Below are 19,342 nucleotides of genomic sequence, written 5' to 3'. Positions count from 1 at the left end.
CGCTTCGAAAGGCGCAGTTGCCTATTCTGGCATTTTGCGCAGACGTAGAACCGTGACACCCGCTGCGTTGTTGAGCGTCAGGTTTGTTCCGTTTGTCACGTAGCCCACTGCAGCGGACAAGGCTTTGATCATATCTTCCTCAAGCTTTTCTCGCTCCTCAGGGCACGCCATCTTCGTTCCCGCGAAGTTGTCCGGCATGCTGAACTTACCATTGGCTGCGTCGAGAGTTCCTGTAAACCTGTTACACCCTCCGTACAGGCCAAACTGGCCATCTTGGTCAATTGTCAGGGAGGGAGGGTCCTCAGCAATGAGCATACGCCCTGCGATCTCGTAAACTTCCCAAGCGGTATCGTAGATCGATTGGTCAGCAACGTTGCTGCCCGCTCTCCTTGGCATCATCTCTAGAACGAGTTCAGCAGAATCTGGTGCGCCATGGGTCAGCACAGGTGTCGCCGTCGTTGAACGAAACATCACGTGACCATCGGAAATGATCCTGGCAGCCACTGTGTAGGTATGGCGGTCAATAATGAGACCTGTGTCGTAGGCAATTTCAATTGTTCTGGGGACACCAATGAGTTTGAACCTCTGGGAAGACAGCCGAACCGAAGGTGCATCTGCACGCGAGGTATCAAGAAGTTCGACTTCCAAAACGGCGTCAGGCGGCAGCGCGATCCGTTCCCGGTAGGTTACAGTGGTCTTCACATGCATTGTCTCGGCGACTCCAGACGAAGCGATGGAGAGTAGGGCAACTGAAAATACCGCAATCAGGACGTGTCTAAGCATTGAGAAAGTACTCCCCAAATGTTCAGAAACCAACAGACTGCACTGATCCAAGAAACGCAAGGACAGACGCGTGAACATACGTCCAAGTGTGCGCTTCATTCGGATTGCAGTAGTCCCCGAGCGGGATCTCGCAGGGCGCGTCACTAAAACCATTGGATAATTCGCCAAGTGACACCCAACCAAGAAGGTCTGTGAACAGGTGCAACACAACGCGATCTTTTGATGAATAAGTCCCTTATGGGCCGCAAATGACGACTTGCTGATTACTAAAAATATGAGACCAAACTCGAGCTTCAGAAAACTATCCGCAGCTCTAGATCCAACTTCGTTCAAAAAATTGACTTAGGGTGCCATCTGATGCCGAGGGTTCATCGCTTTTCTGGTCCAACTACAACGGTCGGGTCAGGTTCGTGTGAAGTTGAGCAACTATGCGGGGCGACACATAGATTTCCCTTTCGGTGACATCTAAGCTTTCGCCTTTTTACCGACTGAGTTGACTCGGGCCCAACAAAATTACCATTGACGACACAAAGACCTTCTAACGCGTGGCTAGCGCACATAGGCTCATCCTTCCTTTCAAGCCTAAGAAGAAGTAAGAATAGTCCGCAAACAACGTTGTTAGTAAATCTTCTAGGTTCGTTCCAAAACATGCTTCAATTGGAGCATCGTTTTTCGAGAGAGCTACATCGGCTACACTGGGCGAGCAAGAAAACGACTGCGAAAGAGTAGACACAGATAATTTGAGAGAGCGCGGGACAAAACGCACGGGACTGCCACTTTGACAGGGAGAACAATATTCAAATTAACACTTGCCCTGTCTGGCCTATGCTCAGCGTTCCGCCTTTAGCCACCGCAACGTAGACACCCATGTCCATATGGCCCATCAACTTCCGAATTAGATAGGGTATCTTCAAGTCCCGCTCGGCCGTATCCGGGTTCACTTCAGTGGCTGCACACCTTTTAGTACGCGAGAGTATCTTGAACTCGACATCGCCGAATCTAAGAACTGATCCAACTGCGTCCAGCTCAGAAAACGGGAGTAAGCCTTCTATCTCTATATTCGCCCGGAAGCGTGCTGGGTGGATTTCCGCGTTCAGTTGTTCACCCAATTTTTCCACCGACGTCAGATTCAAAACGGATATCGCATTCATCATTTTAGGTGAGACGACAGACACATCTGTAAACCGATGAGGAGCAGACGAAACGAAATTTGGCGGTTCGGGATCTTTTAAATCGATCTCTGAAGACAGGAAACTTGCCGCATTCATCCGATCTTCTGGTGCTTGCATATTAAAGCTGTGTGTTTTGCCGCTTGCTTTGATCTTTAGAGTTTGGGTCTCAGTATCAAAATTCGTCTTAACACCTGCCAGTGCAGCCTCATTCAACAGAACAACAAATCGATCTTTCGGCAGTGGCTGAGGGTTCTGCGCATCGAAACCGGAGTTGTAGCGCGCGAATCCGAACAGGCGATCACCAGGAATCCCTTCTCCTGCTCGCAGCGTCACGGTGTGCATGGACTCGGCACTCAAACCCTTAATTGGGTACCGGTTTAAACTGACGATAGAGAGCGTGTTCATACGTCTGCACCTGACCAAACGAGTTATGCACGATCCCCAGTGGTCCGTGCTGTTTGACGCTATCTCCAATTCTCAATGGTATCGACCAAATAATCAGTGAGTGCTTCAAAAGCGTGTTCGCTAAACCTGCTGGACACATCATTGCAGCGATTGCGGTCTGTACCAATTTTGATCAACAGGGCCTCAAAAATCCTAACTGTCAAAAATACATGCGCATCAACGCAAATAAGTAAAATAAATAAAATCAATAACTAAAAAGCGATGTTAACAACCTTCTTTGACTATTTGAGGTACGAACCTCAAAAAATTCTGGACTTGAGGTGCGTACCTCAAATAGCCTTGGAAGTATGCCGCGATTCGCACATCCTCGATTGACGGCGCAAAAAGGGAGGAATGGATGACTTACACAAAACTGGCCTCGGCCAGCGCAATAGTCCTTGCCGCTACTACTCTTTCTACCAAGGCAAATGCTGAAGATCTGACGCTTTGTTGGGCTGCATGGGACCCGGCCAACGCGCTTGTTGAGCTATCAAAAGAATTCGAAGCAGAATCCGGCCACACAATGAACTTCGAGTTTGTTCCCTGGCCAAATTTTGCGGACCGGATGCTGAACGAGCTGAACTCGGGGGGGAAGCTCTGCGACCTGCTGATTGGTGACAGCCAATGGATCGGCGGTGGCGCTGAGAATGGTCATTATGTCCAGCTGAACGAGTTCTTCGATGCTGAAGGTATCAGCATGGACGATTTCGCGCCGGCCACTGTTTACGCTTACTCGACCTGGCCCAAGGGCACACCAAACTACTACGCGCTGCCTGCGATGGGCGATGCAAACGGCTGGTTCTATCGCAAGGACTGGTTCGAGAACCCCGACATCCAAGCCGCATACAAAGAAGCGACTGGTCAGGACCTGCGTGAGCCACAGTCTCAGAAAGAGCTGCTGCAGATCGCTCAGTTCTTCCAAGGTCGTGAGATCGACGGCAAGACCGTCTATGGGGCAGCAATCTTTACCGAGCGCGGCTCGGAAGGGATCACCATGGGTGTCACCGGAGCGCTGTATCCTTGGGGCTTCAAATACGAAAACACCCCGGGCTCATATGACATGGAAGGTGCGGTAAACTCACCCGAAGCGGTTGAAGCTCTGGAGTTCTACAAGGAATTCTACGAAACGGCGACGCCTCCGGGATATACCAACTCTTACATGGGTGAGAGCCTGGACGCCTTTAAGTCCGGTCAGGTCGCCATGGCCATGAACTGGTTTGCGTTCTTCCCAGGTCTCTATGCCGATCCCAATACCGGCGGTGACAAGATCGACTTCTTCGTGAACCCACCCCAAAATCAGGCTGGTTCGACACTGGGCGGACAAGGTATCTCGGTTGTCAGCTACTCTGACAAACAGGACGCTGCACTTGAGTACATCAAGTGGTTCGCGCAGCCAGAAGTGCAGGCCAAATGGTGGGAGCTAGGCGGCTACTCGGCGCACAACTCGGTGCTGGAAGATCCCGGTTTCGTGGACAGCCAGCCTTTCGCCGGAGACTTCCTAGAAGCAATGGGCGGTGTGCAGGATTTCTGGCAAGAGCCTGCTTATGCGGAACTTTTGCTGGCAATGCAGAAACGCATCCACGACTACGTGGTTGCTGACCAAGGTACAGCTCAGGAAGCGTTGGATCTTCTGATCGAAGATTGGACGGAAGTCTTCGAAGACGAAGGCAAGCTGTAATCCGGACACAGGCCGGAGCGGGTGCAATCCCGCTCCACCTTCACCCGTGAGTCCTACACCAACAAGAACTGGCAAAGAGATGTCTGACAGGACCGTAGATCGCGTTGCGCAGGCAACGCCCGAGCGAGTTGCGCGAAAAATCCGGGGATTATCCGACCGCGCGATCGCCTGGATATTCATCTCCCCAACGATTTTTCTATTGCTGGCGATCAACATCTTTCCGTTGATTTGGACCATCCAACTGAGCTTTACCAACTACAAGGCCAATCGGATCGGGCGCGAAGTCAAAGATGTCGGTCTCAGGAATTACGAGCGTATCCTGACGGACTCGGACACCTGGCTGAACATGCAGGCGACGGCGCATTTCCTGTTCTGGACGATCTTTTTCCAGGTCCTGATCGGGTTTGCTCTGGCGTGGCTGATCAACAAGAAATTCAAGGGCAACGATCTTTGGACCACAATTATCGTGTTGCCGATGATGCTGTCTCCGGCGGTTGTCGGGAACTTCTGGAAGTTCCTGTACCAGCCTCAGATCGGCCTGTTTAACTACATCGTGTCCTGGTTTACCGGCAAGGACCCATCGAGCTTTGAAATGCTGGGATCCGTCACGTTGGCCCCATGGGCGATTGTGATTGTCGACACCTGGATGTGGACCCCCTTCGTAATGCTGATCTGTCTGGCCGGTCTACGCAGTATTCCCGACTACATCTACGAGGCGGCTGAGATCGACAGGGCCAGCAAGCTACGACAGTTCTTTACGATTACCATCCCGATGGTGCTGCCGTTCCTGATGCTCGCTGTGCTGTTTCGAGGGATCGAGAACTTCAAGATGTTCGACCTGGTGGTTCAGCTCACCGGTGGTGGGCCGGGGTCTGTGACGGAACTCACTTCGATCAACCTGAAACGCGAAGCCTTTGAAAAATGGCGTACGGGCTATGCGTCAGCCTATGCGATCATCCTTTTCGTCACCGTGTTCGGCCTTGCGTCGATCTACGTCAAAGCCCTGAACAAGGTGAAGCAGAGATGAGCAGTTTTTCCGTCACTGAACCCTCCAACCGGTCCAAATGGATCGCAGGCTTCCTAGTCATTACTTATGCGCTGATCACGATGATACCGCTGGTGTGGATCTTGCTGACTGGATTCAAGTCTCCGGCCGATGCGATCAGCTACCCGCCTAAAGTGGTCTTTGACCCAACGCTTGAAGGCTACGTCAACCTCTTCACCACGCGCACACGGCAGACGCAGGAGTTTCTGGAAGCGAACCCACCACAGAACTGGGCCGATGAGATTGTCCGCCAGTACGACATGGTGATTGTCGGGCCGTCCAAGTTCGGCGAGCGCTTTATGAATTCGGTTATCATCGGATTTGGCTCAACCTTCCTGAGTATCTTCCTTGGTACGCTGGCCGCCTATGCCTTCAGCAGGTTCAAGGTCCCGCTTAAGGATGACCTTCTATTCTTCATCCTGAGTACGAGGATGATGCCCCCGGTCGCGGTTGCTATCCCTATCTTCCTGATGTTCAGAAACCTCGGTTTAAGCGACACGCATCTCGGGATGATCCTGCTTTACACGGGCGTGAATATCTCCCTGGCGGTTTGGTTGCTGAAAGGGTTCATCGACGAAATCCCAAGAGAGTACGAAGAAGCCGCCCTCATAGATGGCTACACGAGGTTTCAGGCCTTCTACAAAGTGGTGCTGCCGCAAGCCGCCACAGGCATCGCGTCAACTGCGATCTTCTGCCTGATCTTCGCCTGGAATGAATACGCGTTTGCCGTGCTGCTGACATCCGCGAATGCGCAGACTGCACCTCCGTTCATTCCGACGATTATCGGTATTGGCGGCTTGGACTGGCCCGCGGTGGCAGCAGGTGCCACGATCTTCCTGATCCCTGTCATGATCTTCACCATCCTGATGCGCAAACACTTGCTGCGAGGGATCACATTCGGAGCCGTACGCAAATGAGCGAGTTTCTGACCGGATTACTACGGCTCCGCCGCGGCCCATGGGAGATGGTTGCAACCATCCTGATTGCACTGGGTGTCTTCATGCTGATGCAACCCTTTGTCCTTTGGGCCTTCACCTACTCTTTCATCGTCACGCTGATCGGAACCGTCATGTTCATCATCGTCAGTCATTTCCCGGAGTAGAAATGGCCCAGATCGTAGTTAAAAACGTAAAGAAGATGTTCGGCGATTTCACGGCTGTCCGCGAAAGTTCGTTCACGATTGAGGACGGCGAGTTCTTCATGCTGCTGGGCCCGTCCGGATGCGGAAAAACCACGACCCTGCGTATGATCGCAGGGTTGGAGCTTCCAACGTCGGGTGAGATTTATCTGGACGGCGAAGAGATCAGCCAGCGCCCGCCGTCAGAGCGGGACATTGCCTTCGTGTTCCAGATGTTCGCGCTGTACCCGCACATGAACGTACGCAAGAATATCAGTTATCCGCTGATATCGCAGGGTATGCCGCGTGCTGCTGTCAAAGCCAAAGTCGAGGAAGTCGCGGGAATTCTGGGCATCAACGATATACTCGATAGCCCGGTAGGTGGACTATCAGGCGGCGACAGGCAGCGCGTGGCGCTGGGTCGCGCGATTGTTCGCGAACCCAAGGCGTTCATGATGGACGAACCGCTGGGTGCCTTGGATGCCGAGTTTCGTGAGCATATGGCCGAAGAACTCCGCGCGCTTCATGATCGCATGGGCGCAACGACTGTTTACGTCACGCATGATCAGCTGGAGGCCATGCAAATGGGCGACAAGATCGTGGTGATGAACAACGCTGTGATCGAGCAATTCGGCACACCTCAGGAAATCTACGACAAACCAGCTACGATGTTCGTTGCGGACTTCATCGGATCGCCTTCGATGAACTTCTTGCCGTTTCAAGGAAAGGTCGAACCTGGCTCGGAAATGGTTCGATTGAATGGCCATGACGAAGCCGTGCCCAAACTGATGGAAGGGGCAGAAGGAGACTTGGTTTTCGGTGTTCGCCCCGAGCATGTTTTTCTGTCGGATGCGAGCGCCTACAGGGCCAAGGTCCTGGCCGCAGAATACTTAGGAACCACCCAGATCGTGACGCTGCAAAGCCCGAACGGAGAGCTGAAAGCCCGGATTGATGCCCGCGAGACCGTTAATCCCGGCGAGACAGTGGGATTGGAGTTTCGCTCCCCCGCAGTAACCCTGTTTGAAAAGTCTACTGGGCGCGCTTTGAGGTCCGCTCTGAACGACGAGGTACTAAGCAATGGCTGAAGTCGTTTTAGAGAATATCTCGAAATCATTTGGCGACTTAAAAGCGGTGGATGATATCTCAATGACGATCCCCAACGGGGCCTTTGTGGTGTTGTTGGGCCCGACAGGTGCTGGGAAAACAACGACGCTGAGGTTGATTTCCGGACTTGAGAAACTGGATTCAGGAACAGTGCGCATTGCCGGGCGTGACGTTGGACTAGATACACCTGCCCAGCGCGATGTGGCGATGGTCTTCCAGCAATACTCGCTGTACCCGCATATGACGGTGCGTGAGAACCTGTCCTTCCCTCTGCGGTCGCCGATCCTGAAGACGCCAGAGGATCAGATCACGAGGAAGGTCAACGAAGTCTCGGAGATCCTGCAGATTCCGCACAAACTGGACAACAAAGCCACCGAACTGTCAGGCGGTGAAATGCAGCGTGTGTCGATCGGACGGGCACTGGTGCGCGATCCACAGATCTTCCTGATGGACGAACCGCTCAGCTCTTTGGATGCCAAGCTACGGGCGGATCTGCGGGTCGAGTTGAAGAGGATTCAGGCCGATCTGGGGTCAACCTTGCTCTACGTGACCCACGATCAGGTCGAAGCCATGACAATGGCGACGCATATTGGCGTGTTGGAAAACGGAAAACTGGTTCAATACGGAACACCCCGGGATATCTATGAAAACCCTGGCAGTGTTTATGTCGCCAGCCGGTTGGGTCTGCCGCGGATCAACATCCTGCCGTCTGAGTTGTTCGGAGGCGATCACAAAGGCCCGCAGATTGGTCTTCGCCCGGAAAACATCATTGAAGGCGAAGGCAGCGAGGCTCGTGTGATACGCGCCGAGCATCTGGGAGATCAAACACGGCTACACCTGGACCTGAATGGTCACCCGGTTGTGACCCTGATTGATGTCCATCAGGACTACCCATCTGGAAAGATTATAAAAATCCGTCCCAATAACCCGTTGTATTTTGACGCGTCCGGCACGCGCGTGAACTAAGGAGCAAAAGCATGGCCCAGTTCCTCAACACAAAAGAAACCCTGGTGACAGAGGCGATAGACGGTCTTCTGGCTTCCTCTGGCGGTCAGCTTACCCGGCTGGACGGCTATCCGCATATCAAGGTTGTTTACCGGTCGGATTGGGACAAGTCGAAGGTCGCCCTGGTGTCCGGAGGAGGATCTGGTCACGAACCCGCCCATGCCGGTTTTGTTGGCGCTGGTATGTTGACGGCAGCGGTGTGCGGTGAAGTGTTCGCCTCACCCTCGGTCGAGGCAGTTTTGGCCGGTATCCTTGCGGTCACGGGTGAGGCCGGGTGCCTGCTGATCGTCAAGAATTACACCGGCGATCGGTTGAACTTTGGACTGGCGGCGGAACGCGCCCGCGCTTTGGGTCGCAAGGTCGAGATGGTCGTTGTCGACGATGACATCGCCCTGCCCGACCTTCCGCAACCACGCGGCGTGGCGGGTACGTTGTTTGTTCACAAAATCGCCGGAGCGCTTGCTGAAAACGGTGCTGACCTTGACACCGTTACCAAAGCAGCAAGAAGCACCATAGCAAAGGTTGTCAGCATCGGTATGAGCCTGGACACCTGTACCGTTCCGGGTTCTCCAAAAGAAGACAGGATCGCACCCGGAAAAGCAGAGCTCGGCTTGGGTATCCATGGTGAGCCCGGCGTACAGCAAGTCGAGTTCTCAAATGCGGTATCGGCCATGTCCACAGTGGTGGAGAAGCTGAAGCAAAGAGTGGGCGATGGGGACTGCGTGGCACTGGTCAACAACCTGGGTTCTACAACTCCGCTGGAAATGGCCGTCCTCACGCATGCGTTGTCCGAAACTGGTGTTGCCCACCATATCATTGGCCCGGCACCCATGATGACGTCGCTGGATATGCACGGGTTTTCGGTTTCCATTCTGCCCGTAGATCAAGGCGATTTGTCAGCGCTTGAAGCACCCGTTGATCTAGCTGCATGGCCCGGGGTCAATTCCATCGACCCGATCAAAGTAGCACCATTGCCTGATGGCCTGACCCCAATCGATCCAATTCCTTCGAACAATCCCGCAACAAAGGAAACGATCACCCGGTTGTCCGACCTCCTCATCAACGCCGAGAAAACACTGAACGAGCTGGACGCAAAATCCGGGGATGGTGATACAGGAAGCACATTGGCGACCGCCGCTCGGGCGTTACAGGGCAGCCTCGACCGGATGCCGCTGGCTGATCTGACACAGCTGTTTCCGGCGTTGGGCAACGAACTGAGCCAGACAATGGGTGGGTCGTCCGGTGTGATTCTTGCGATCTTTTTCAACGCAGCCGGGGATGCCTGTGCAAGCGGAGCCTCCGTGCCTAAATCCCTTGTCGAGGGCCTGAACCGCGTCAGCCAGGTCGGGGGTGCCAAGGTCGGTGACAGGACAATGATTGACGCCCTGGCACCGGCACTTGCCGCACTGCCATCTGGTCTGACACACGCGGCCGAGGCTGCCCGCGAAGGCGCGAACAACACCGCGAATATTCGTCGTGCGAAGGCGGGCCGGGCAGCCTATGTTCCCGAAGAAAACCTAGTTGGACATAACGATCCCGGTGCTGAGGCTGTTGCTTTGTTGTTTGAAGGTTTGGCACGGGAGATTGAGGGCTGAAGAACACGTGGAAGACCAAAAACAAAAACTAGAATTGGTGAAAAAGCCAACCGTCAATGACCTCGCGCGCGTCGCGGGCGTCAGTCTCGCGACTGTTGACCGGGTCTTGAACAGACGCCCCGGCGTGCGGGCCGTAACCGTACAGAAAGTGCAAAAGGCAATTGATGAGCTGGGGTATGTTCGCGATACGGCCGCGGCCAACCTTGCGCGAAACCGAGTTTACAACTTCCTCTTTGTTCTGCCGGACACTGACAACGAGTTTGTGGAGGCAATCAGCAGTCAGATCGCAGAACAATCCCGTGACCAATTTATCGAGCGGACCCGCATTGCGATACAGAAGGTCGCGCCGTTTGAGCCGCAAGATATCGTCAACATTCTGGATGCTGTCGACAGTTTGGATGTAGACGGAGTCGCCGTTTTTGGGCCCGAAACGCCTTCTGTTCGCGATGCTGTCAAAAGGCTCAGGGACAAAGGCGTTCCGGTGGTTGCGTTGGTGTCTGACTTGCCCAGCTCTGAGCGAGACCATTTTGTGGGAATCGATAACGTTTCGGCTGGACGAACCGCCGCTCAGCTGATGGGACGATTTGTTCATCGCGACGGCAAGGTCTTGGTTCTTACAGGATCCCGTTTGGCGCGTGACCACCTGGAACGTCGCCAAGGCTTTGATATTGTTGTGGCCGAGGAGTTTCCGCACCTCCAAGTTGTGGCATCTGTCGAAGGCCGGGATGACCCTGATCTGATTTACAAGATGATGCCCGAGATCTTTGAAACCTATCCGGATCTGGTTGGAATATACTCGTCAGCAGCGGGCAATGCCGGCCTGATACAATTTCTTTCGGAGAACAGGTTCAGCAAAGATCTGGTGATCATAGCGCATGAGCTTACTCCGCTCAGTCGTGAGGCGCTTAGGCTTGGCACATTTGACGCCTTAATCTCGCAAGACACCGGGCATATTGTTCGTTCTGCCGTCCGACTATTGCGCGCAACTAAGGACAAGGTTCCATTCAACAAAGCGCAGGAACGTATCCGTATCGACATCTATCTGAAGGATAATTTACCGCCGTAGAGGCTTAGGTTTTGGGGAGGAAATTTTATGAAGACGATCAAAGGTCCAGCTTTGTTTCTTGCACAATTTGCGGGGGACGAAGCACCGTTCAATTCGTGGGACGCGATCACCAAATGGGCGGCTGATTGTGGATACAAGGGCGTTCAGGTCCCCAGTTGGGACGGTCGGTTATTCGACTTGGAACAAGCCGCGTCCAGTACCGGTTATTGCGATGACTTCAAAGGCAAAGCTACGGAGAATGGCGTCGAAGTCACCGAACTTTCAACGCATCTTCAAGGCCAGCTTGTGGCCGTTCACCCAGCCTATGACAGCGCGTTTGATGGCTTTGCTGCCGAAAGCGTTCGCGGGAACCCGAAAGCCCGGCAAGAATGGGCAGTGGATCAGGTCAAAAAGGCTCTGTCAGCGTCAAAAAACCTGGGTATTTCCGCACATGCAACATTCTCTGGCGCGCTAGCATGGCCCTATGTCTATCCTTGGCCGCAACGCCCTGCCGGCTTGATTGAAACGGCGTTTGATGAGCTTGCGCGTCGTTGGGTGCCAATCCTTGATCACGCCGAAGACTGCGAAGTTGATGTTTGCTATGAAATCCACCCCGGAGAGGACCTCCACGATGGTGTGACGTACGAGATGTTTCTGGAACGGACGGGAAATCACCCACGGGCCTGCATGCTATACGACCCGTCACACTACGTGCTGCAATGTCTCGACTATCTGGACAATATCGACATCTACAAAGATCGGATCAGGATGTTCCATGTCAAAGATGCCGAGTTTAACCCGACCGGACGGCAGGGTGTTTATTCCGGATATCAAAGCTGGGTCGATCGGGCCGGACGGTTCCGTTCACTGGGCGATGGTCAGGTGGATTTCGGGGCTGTGTTTTCAAAAATGGCCGCGAATGACTTTGATGGTTGGGCTGTGGTCGAATGGGAATGCTGTCTCAAACACCCCGAGGATGGTGCGCGTGAAGGTGCTCAGTTCGTGTCAGATCACATCATCCGTGTGACCGAGAAAGCCTTTGATGATTTCGCTGATGGTGGCGCAGACGAAGCCGCCAATCGTAAAATGCTGGGGATTGAGTGATGGTCACAGGACGCAGTGAAGAAACCTCAAGACGCATTCGCCTTGGCATGGTTGGCGGCGGAAACGACGCCTTCATTGGCGGCGTTCATCGCATCGCGGCTCGATTGGACGACAAGTTCGAGCTGGTTGCCGGTGCTTTGTCTTCGACGCCAGAGAAATCCATTGAAAGTGGTCAGGCACTCGGCCTCGAACGGGTCTATGAAGACTTCAAACAAATGGCGATTAGGGAAGCCCGGCTGAAATCTGGGATAGAGGCGGTCTCAATCGTCACGCCAAATCACGTTCACTATGCCGCCGCGCGTGAGTTCCTGAAACGCGGTATTCATGTCATTTGTGACAAGCCACTCACCTCGACCCTTACGGATGCAAAGAAGCTGGTCAAAGCAGCAGAAAGCGCGAACGCCCTATTCATTTTGACCCACAATTACACGGGCTATCCCATGGTTCGGCAGGCGCGTGAAATGGTTGCCAACGGCGAAATTGGCAAGGTTCGTGTGGTTCAGGTTGAGTACCCGCAGGACTGGCTAACCGAGCAGCAGGATTTCAAACAGGCTGAGTGGCGAACTGATCCCGAACGCTCGGGCGCGGGCGGATCGACCGGTGACATCGGAACCCATGCCTACAACCTTGCCTGCTTTGTAACCGGGCTGACAGCGGAAAGCCTGGCGGCGGACTTGCAGGCCTTTGTGCCGGGGCGCAAAGTCGATGACAACGCCCACGTCTTGCTTCGCTTCGAGGGCGGAGCGCGAGGTATGCTGTGGTCTTCTCAGGTGGCTCCCGGAAATGAAAACGCACTTCGGTTGCGGGTCTACGGCGAAAAAGGTGGGCTGGAGTGGGCCCAAGAAGATCCCAATTACCTTTGGTTCACACCATACAACGAACCCAAGCGCCTGATCACCCGAAATGGAGCCGGAGCTGGTGATGCTGCCAATCGGTTGAGCAGAGTCCCTCCGGGTCATCCCGAGGGATATCTTGAAGGTTTCGCCAATATCTATGGAGAGGCTGCTGAGGCGATCCAAGCTTTCCGAAATGGGAGTTCGCCTGATGCGTCGGTTGTTTATCCAACGGTTTATGACGGGCTAAATGGTGTTAAGTTTGTAGCCGCATGCGTGCAGAGTTCTTCAAGGAATGCGGCTTGGGTCAGCTTAACTTAAATCCTGGTTGTGGGCGTAGGGCATGTATCTTGGAAGGCAGCGTGGGTATCTACCAAAAACCGAAGCGCGCAACCTATAACTGAACAATCCGGAACAACGAACCGCGAGCGTCGCTGAAGCTCCAGATTATGGTAACGACATCCGTGAGAAATCGATCGCCAATCCCTTACGCATTTGCGGTTATTGGTGTTCTTTTTGCTTCAATCTGTTTCGGCCTGGTTCCCTACTTCAGCCGCAGCCTGACCGAACAGGGCGTTGCACCCTATGCGGTCGCATTCTACCGCTACATTATTGCGGCTCTTCTTCTGCTTCCGGTTCTCATCGTGCACCGAAAAGCATGGCGAGAGATCACTTGGGGTCTTTCCGCTGGCGCCGTAATGGGGCTTGGTTGGATAGGATATGTAGCGGCGCTGGAGAAGTTGCCCGCATCGACAGTGGGTGTGCTTTACATGACCTATCCGGTGTTCACCTTAGTTATTGCTTGGGCTGTATTTGGCGATGCACCCACGCGACGCGCCATGTTGGCCGCTGGTCTGATTGTGGTGGCAGCTGTCATTGCTGGCTCGCCTGCGTCAGTGGCTGCGGAATACCTACCAACGCTGCTGCTATCCCTTGCCGCCCCATTTGGGTTTGGCTTCGGAATTTGCGTCCTGGTACACAGGTTGTCACGGATTGCGCCGTTGGCACGTATCGCGTCAGTTTCTCTGGGGTCTGTACTGGGCCTCGGGCCGCTTATACTTGGTGCTGAGGTTGGAGAGCTTCTCCCAAGGGAACAGTCCGATTGGCTTTTCATTGTTGGTATTGGACTGGTTACTGCTTTCGTGCCCCAGCTTATTTACACGATATGCTCACCTGTTATTGGGGCTTCCCAAACTGCGGTCGTCGGAAGCATCGAATTGCCCACAATGTTTGCCGTGGGATATCTTGCTTTTGGCGAAGCCATCTCTTTTCCTCAAGCTTTTGCATGTGCCTTAGTGCTGGGCGCAATCGCGATCACAAGAAGTAGAAAGACGCGCACCGTATCTACCGTGCTCGCAAAATCGCCGAGGCGGTAGGATTGGGTTCGAAGGCGACATACGCCGGCATTAATACAATGCCCATTTTCGGTTGGCCTGATTTGACTGGTCCGGTTTGATTGTGAGTGAATGACTGGTCTCTGGTCCATCGGGGCGAGAGTTTACGATGCTTCTCATTTATTTCTTCTCGAAACGGTAAACGCCATCCCAATCGGCCGGAGCTTCAAACGCAAAACTGCCGCAGCGTTCGATAAAGACATCTACAAGAAGCTTGTTAGCTGCGATTTCTCGATGCCTCTTTAAGGCGTCTGATGCTTCAGTCCATTTTCCAGACTGATACAAGTCATAGCATGCACGCCATTCTTCGAGTTCGCGTTTTTTGGCTGCGCTCACCAAAATACCACTCTCATCATCTTTTTCCGCTACCAGTTCAAAGATGCGACTAGGAAAACTAGTCCCGGCAGGCACGACAAAGTCAATTTCGCGCAGCACGAACTTGCTCTCGACGTGAACAGCCACATCTGACGATACGAGAATTCTTGTGCCGTAAACTTTGTTCAACCCTTCCAGTCTGGAAGCAAAATTAACCGCAGCACCGAGCGCAGTGTATTGCAACCTTGAAAGAGACCCAACGTTGCCGACCACTACACGACCGGTGTGTAGGCCGAAACGTGTATGCAACGGACGTAATGGTAACGCTTCATTATCAGAATTGAGTTTCGCCTCAGCCTGCAAACATGCCAAAGCCGCTCGGCAAGCATGAACAGGGTGATCAGTATCATCGAGTGGAGCATTCCATAGAGCCATAATGGCATCGCCGATATACTTATCCACGGTACCCTGATTACTGGATATCTCTTTTTCCATTGCTTCGAAATACTCGGACAAGGCAGGCATCAGAACTTCGGGTTCAAGCCCCTCGGTTTGGCGCGTAAAGCCTTTGAGGTCGGCGAACATAAGTGTCACGTCGCGCGACTCTCCGCCAACGCTAATTCTCTCTGCTTTTGAAAGGATAGAGCGCACCAGTTCCTTCGGTACGAACGCACCGAAACTCGACAAGCCAGCTTTCATACTTGCAACGGCTGCTCCGAGTTCGGCGACTTCCTGAATATTTGATTTCAGGTTCAAGTTCTCACTTAGCTCAAAGTTACTGACTTTTCTGGCTTCCGTTGCCACGCGCACGAGGTTTTTGCTCAACAGACGGGCGACAACAAAGGTAAATGAGACAGCCAGAACCAAAGCAAGTACGCCGATTTGCATGGCACGAGTCGTGTTTCTTTTAATTTCTCCTATAAACTCATCTTCCGGCACTATGAGCCCGAGCGTGGGTTGGGCACCGAAGACTTCAGGGATGGGCATCACGGATGCGATATAGTTTCTTTCATCGGATGCTGGAGCTATGCGAAAAAAATCCTGCTGACTGGTTCGCCATCTATCAATGACGCTGTCAATAATTTGGCTACGACCTTCAATTAACTCGTTCGTATTGGTACTCACGAAGCGCGGCTCTCCACCTTCGGATCGCGTGCTGGTGTAGGAAAGCAGGCGACCTTCGCGATCTAGCATGAAAACCAAACCATGATCGCCAATCCTGATATCATCTAGAATTTGCGAAAGTGCCGATATTGTGATGTCGAGCGCAACTACGCCAAGCAATTTACCTTCGTCGTCAACCACGGTTTTTGAGAACGTTGCACCTAGACGCCCTGTGCTCTCGAATTGATAAAGCGGCGATACGTAAACGCCGCTTTGCTCCAACGCCCCGCGATACCAAGGACGTGTTCGAGGATCGTAGACAGTGGTTCCACTTAGAAATGGTGTGGCCAGCGAACGGCCATCCGACCAAAAGTAAGTCTCGACGCGCTCGCCAAATTGCTCGGAAATTATCCGTTGAACGCGATCTACTCCTTCCGGCACAGGCAAGGCGCTCGTTCCAAATGTTTTCCAATGTTTTGGGAGGTTAATATTCTGAAAAAAGTCTCCGGATTCTTCCTCGCCAAAATACAAGCCATAGTAGTGCTCATTGCCTTGCATCTGCGAATAGAGCACGTCCAAACCTGCACTTGAGCCAGCATAGTCCGTAAATTTAGAAAGAAAGACAGATGCAGAAGATACGACACTTCCCGCTCCGCGTATCACGGTTAGCATCTCATCGACTGACTGGCTTCTGGCCTCGGTCATCCACTCTTTCGCGGTACGAATGGCGAGCTCTTTGTTGCCAAAATATAGAATGGCAACAAGCATTGTTGTTACGGCTAACGTGAGGAACGTGAATAACGTCGCAACGCCGATATGGAGACGTACTTTCATACCCTTAATTAGTCAAAATGTAACAATAGAAGTCCAGTCGCTCGTTACCTCACATATGAGTATCGAGAGCACTTTGTTATCTGCACCGGTTTGATCGCGCACCACCCGCAACGGTTCAAGCAGGCATGCAAGCACCATATTGGAAAAGGCATTGCACAGGAAAACAGAGACGTGGATGGAACGCATTGGCGGAACTGATCTCATTTTTGGCAGGATGAATATGAAACATGCCCAGACAATTTCATAGATTTGTAGAGGTAAACCGTCGGAACAGGATCCAGTAACCATGCAGAACCGCCCGCTTTCCCACATTCGTGTCCTTGATTTTGGGCATTTTCTGGCCGGGCCGTTGGTCGGGATGATGCTGGCCGATCTCGGGGCCGAGGTGATCCGCATTGATCCGCCAGGTGGACCCAGGTGGCAGGACCCCGCTTTCGACATGTTATCGCGTGGCAAGCGTGCGCTGACGCTTGATCTCAAGACAGCCAACGGGCGCGGTACAGCGCTAGATCTGGTTCGCCGCGCTGACGTAGTGATCGAGAACTTCCGTCCCGGCGTGATGGAGCGGCTGGGGCTTGGGCCGGAGGCGCTCAGGCAGGTGAACGCCGACATCGTCTCGCTTTCGCTTCCCGGATTTGCGTCGACCGATCCCGAACTCGCCGGATTGGCAGCCTGGGAGGCGGTGATCGCGGCGCGCACTGGGCAATTTACCGACATGGGGTTGAATCGTCGTCTGATGGGGATCAATCCTTCCTTTACTCCGCTGGGATTGGCCTCGGCCTATGGTGCCGCATTCGGCGCGATGTCGGTCCTATTTGCGTTGGCCGCGCGGCCCCGGATGGGAGGCGACCACATCGAAGTACCGCTTGCGTCTGCCCTGCTGGAGGGGCTGGTTTACAATTGCGAACAGATCGAGGGCTACCCCGAGCGCTACAAATCTCCGCGTGAGTTGGAGTTGGAGCGGCGCGCGCGCGAAGGCCTACCCAACAACCTGAACTTTGCCGAGCTCTCCGAATTTCTTGATCCGTTCTATCGCACCTATACCTGTGCAGATGGACGAGGGTTTTACATCGTATCCTGCTCGATCGTGAACCATCCCCAAAGAGTGCTGGAGGTTCTCGGTCTTGGCGATCTTTTGAAAGAACTGCCGGATTTCGATGTCTATGTTGATCAGGCGGATTGGCCCGCGGAATGGGCTTTGCGCAACTATCCGGTGGGGGTAGGCGATCGTAGACGACTGGCTGATGCGATGAAAGCAGCCTTCCTGACCCGTCCCGCGCATGAATGGGAAGAACTTTTCGGAGCGGCTAAGGCTCCGGCCACAGCGCAACGCAGCACGGCCGAATGGCTGTCCGACCCTCATGCGTTGACCTCGGGGCTGGTGGTCGCGCTTGACGATCCCCACCACGGGCAGATGCGGCAGATGGGCAACGTCGCTTGGCTAGCCGATGATCCAGGCGCAATGGATAAAACCGCAGGGCCACAGCGGGACGACTTTCGCGATGCGCTGAGCGGTGTTCTTGCAGAGACGCCGCGAATGCCCGTGGGCGGCGACGGCAAAGGCCTCTGGCTTGACGAGCTGAAGGTGCTGGATCTGACCAACGTTATTGCTGGGCCGACCATCGGGTCTACACTGGTGCGGTTCGGGGCGCAGGTCACACTGGTACAGCCTGTACGGCCTTCGGTGGATCCATGGAATGCGGTGGTGTTCGGGCTGCATGCGCAGCGAGGCAAGAAAAGCGTGTTGCTCGATCTGCACTCGGAACAGGGGCAAGAGGCGCTTTGGCGAATGGTGGCGCGGGCCGATGTGATAACCATGAACGGCACCGATCAACAACGTGATGCACTGGGCCTGAGCGAAGCGCGACTGAAGGAAATCAACCCGCGTCTCATTCTGGTGCAGCTTGATGCGTGGGGCGGACCGCGTCGGGGGCCGAAATCGGATCACCTTGGCTATGACGACCTCGCGCAAGCCGCGACAGGTGTGATGACCCGCTTTGGTGGTGGCCCTAAGACACCCGAGGAGCACGCTCATTTCGGTACGATCGACGCGCTGACCGGGCATTGTGCCTGCGTGGCTCTCGGAGCGGCGCTGGAACGGTTAAGGGTTACCGGCAAAGGTGGTGTTGCCCGCGCCTCACTGGCCGCTGCAGGTGAAATGATACAGGCGCAATTCATGTATGATTTCGAAGGGCGTCCAGCGTTCGACGAGCCTTCAGGACGCGAGGTGCGAGGTTGGGGGCCGTTCTATCGCTGTTATGCCGCCGCCGATGGCTGGATGTTCTTTGCTGCCCCGACAGAGCGGGAAGCGGCCCTTAAACGGGTGTCTGATCTGTCCGATCTCGTCGGAAAGGATGACACCGAATTGGAAGCCGCCCTTGCCGAGCGGTTTGCGCAAAAACCGGTGACAGACTGGATGCGCGTCTTTGCCGCCGGCTCGGTGGGTATCACGCCTCTTGGTTCCCTCCATGACACGCGCGACGCAGGCCTGCAGTTCGAAAGCGACGGCAGGATCGACATATCCAAGGCGACTTTCCGCGCGGTGCGCCATAATCAGCATCCGATGGGGAGGTGGGTCGACCTTGTCGCGCCCAATGCGGTGCGGCCCGAGAAAGCCTCGATCACGATCCCCGGACCTGCTCCGAAATACGGGCAGGACACGCGCGAAATCCTCGCACGGCTAGGCTATACGAACGAGGAAATCGGGCACATGATCGAAAATGGCGCAGCTGCCGAAAGCTGGTCGGACAAGTATTTGCCGGAGTAGACA

Annotated in this window: 15 protein-coding genes; 12 read left to right on the top strand and 3 right to left on the bottom strand. The window is 54.1% G+C overall.

Annotated features, from left to right (window positions below):
* Window positions 1–21: 21 nt before the first annotated feature.
* Window positions 22–882 (bottom strand): YbaY family lipoprotein, encoded by an 861-nt coding sequence (locus ACR0C3_RS06395; RefSeq protein WP_480757768.1) that lies wholly within the window; start codon window positions 880–882, stop codon window positions 22–24.
* 698 nt (window positions 883–1,580) lie between these two features.
* On the bottom strand, window positions 1,581–2,360 hold the full coding sequence (locus ACR0C3_RS06390) for an MOSC domain-containing protein (protein WP_480757767.1): 780 nt from the start codon (window positions 2,358–2,360) through the stop codon (window positions 1,581–1,583).
* Between the two features lie 397 nt (window positions 2,361–2,757).
* On the opposite strand from ACR0C3_RS06390, the gene ACR0C3_RS06385 reads away from it, so the two are divergent.
* From ACR0C3_RS06385 to ACR0C3_RS06335, 11 genes are all read left to right on the top strand, one after another.
* Window positions 2,758–4,077, top strand: coding sequence for an ABC transporter substrate-binding protein (locus tag ACR0C3_RS06385; RefSeq protein ID WP_170375848.1), 1,320 nt, complete (start codon window positions 2,758–2,760; stop codon window positions 4,075–4,077).
* Window positions 4,078–4,156: 79 nt separating this feature from the next.
* A complete protein-coding gene (locus ACR0C3_RS06380; RefSeq protein ID WP_155150124.1) occupies window positions 4,157–5,104 on the top strand; it encodes a carbohydrate ABC transporter permease in 948 nt (315 codons plus the stop codon).
* The gene (locus ACR0C3_RS06375; protein WP_010442361.1) at window positions 5,101–6,039 is read left to right on the top strand and encodes a carbohydrate ABC transporter permease; all 939 of its coding nucleotides are present in this window, start codon (window positions 5,101–5,103) and stop codon (window positions 6,037–6,039) included. Before ACR0C3_RS06380 ends, ACR0C3_RS06375 begins: the two co-directional genes overlap by 4 nt.
* Window positions 6,036–6,224, top strand: coding sequence for a hypothetical protein (locus tag ACR0C3_RS06370; protein WP_155150119.1), 189 nt, complete (start codon window positions 6,036–6,038; stop codon window positions 6,222–6,224). Before ACR0C3_RS06375 ends, ACR0C3_RS06370 begins: the two co-directional genes overlap by 4 nt.
* A gap of 2 nt (window positions 6,225–6,226) precedes the next feature.
* The gene (locus ACR0C3_RS06365; RefSeq protein ID WP_480757766.1) at window positions 6,227–7,324 is read left to right on the top strand and encodes an ABC transporter ATP-binding protein; all 1,098 of its coding nucleotides are present in this window, start codon (window positions 6,227–6,229) and stop codon (window positions 7,322–7,324) included.
* On the top strand, window positions 7,317–8,309 hold the full coding sequence (locus ACR0C3_RS06360) for an ABC transporter ATP-binding protein (protein ID WP_480757765.1): 993 nt from the start codon (window positions 7,317–7,319) through the stop codon (window positions 8,307–8,309). Before ACR0C3_RS06365 ends, ACR0C3_RS06360 begins: the two co-directional genes overlap by 8 nt.
* An 11-nt stretch (window positions 8,310–8,320) precedes the next feature.
* The gene (locus tag ACR0C3_RS06355; RefSeq protein WP_480757763.1) at window positions 8,321–9,943 is read left to right on the top strand and encodes a dihydroxyacetone kinase subunit DhaK; all 1,623 of its coding nucleotides are present in this window, start codon (window positions 8,321–8,323) and stop codon (window positions 9,941–9,943) included.
* Between the two features lie 37 nt (window positions 9,944–9,980).
* On the top strand, window positions 9,981–11,009 hold the full coding sequence (locus ACR0C3_RS06350; protein WP_480757761.1) for a LacI family DNA-binding transcriptional regulator: 1,029 nt from the start codon (window positions 9,981–9,983) through the stop codon (window positions 11,007–11,009).
* A gap of 27 nt (window positions 11,010–11,036) precedes the next feature.
* Window positions 11,037–12,092, top strand: coding sequence for a sugar phosphate isomerase/epimerase family protein (locus ACR0C3_RS06345; protein ID WP_480757760.1), 1,056 nt, complete (start codon window positions 11,037–11,039; stop codon window positions 12,090–12,092).
* On the top strand, window positions 12,092–13,246 hold the full coding sequence (locus tag ACR0C3_RS06340) for a Gfo/Idh/MocA family protein (RefSeq protein WP_480757758.1): 1,155 nt from the start codon (window positions 12,092–12,094) through the stop codon (window positions 13,244–13,246). The genes ACR0C3_RS06345 and ACR0C3_RS06340 overlap by 1 nt, the downstream gene beginning before the upstream one ends.
* Window positions 13,247–13,374: 128 nt before the next feature.
* Window positions 13,375–14,301: a DMT family transporter gene (locus ACR0C3_RS06335; RefSeq protein ID WP_170690875.1), complete on the top strand. Its 927-nt coding sequence runs from the start codon at window positions 13,375–13,377 to the stop codon at window positions 14,299–14,301.
* A 138-nt stretch (window positions 14,302–14,439) separates the two neighbouring features.
* Here ACR0C3_RS06335 and ACR0C3_RS06330 read toward each other — a convergent pair whose 3' ends face one another.
* Window positions 14,440–16,572 (bottom strand): adenylate/guanylate cyclase domain-containing protein, encoded by a 2,133-nt coding sequence (locus ACR0C3_RS06330; protein WP_480757756.1) that lies wholly within the window; start codon window positions 16,570–16,572, stop codon window positions 14,440–14,442.
* 286 nt (window positions 16,573–16,858) lie between these two features.
* On the opposite strand from ACR0C3_RS06330, the gene ACR0C3_RS06325 reads away from it, so the two are divergent.
* The gene (locus ACR0C3_RS06325; RefSeq protein WP_480757755.1) at window positions 16,859–19,339 is read left to right on the top strand and encodes a CoA transferase; all 2,481 of its coding nucleotides are present in this window, start codon (window positions 16,859–16,861) and stop codon (window positions 19,337–19,339) included.
* Window positions 19,340–19,342: the final 3 nt, after the last annotated feature.

The sequence above is a fragment of the Ruegeria sp. CK3 genome, from assembly GCF_056536565.1.
This window is presented reverse-complemented; position numbering and strand designations above follow the sequence as displayed.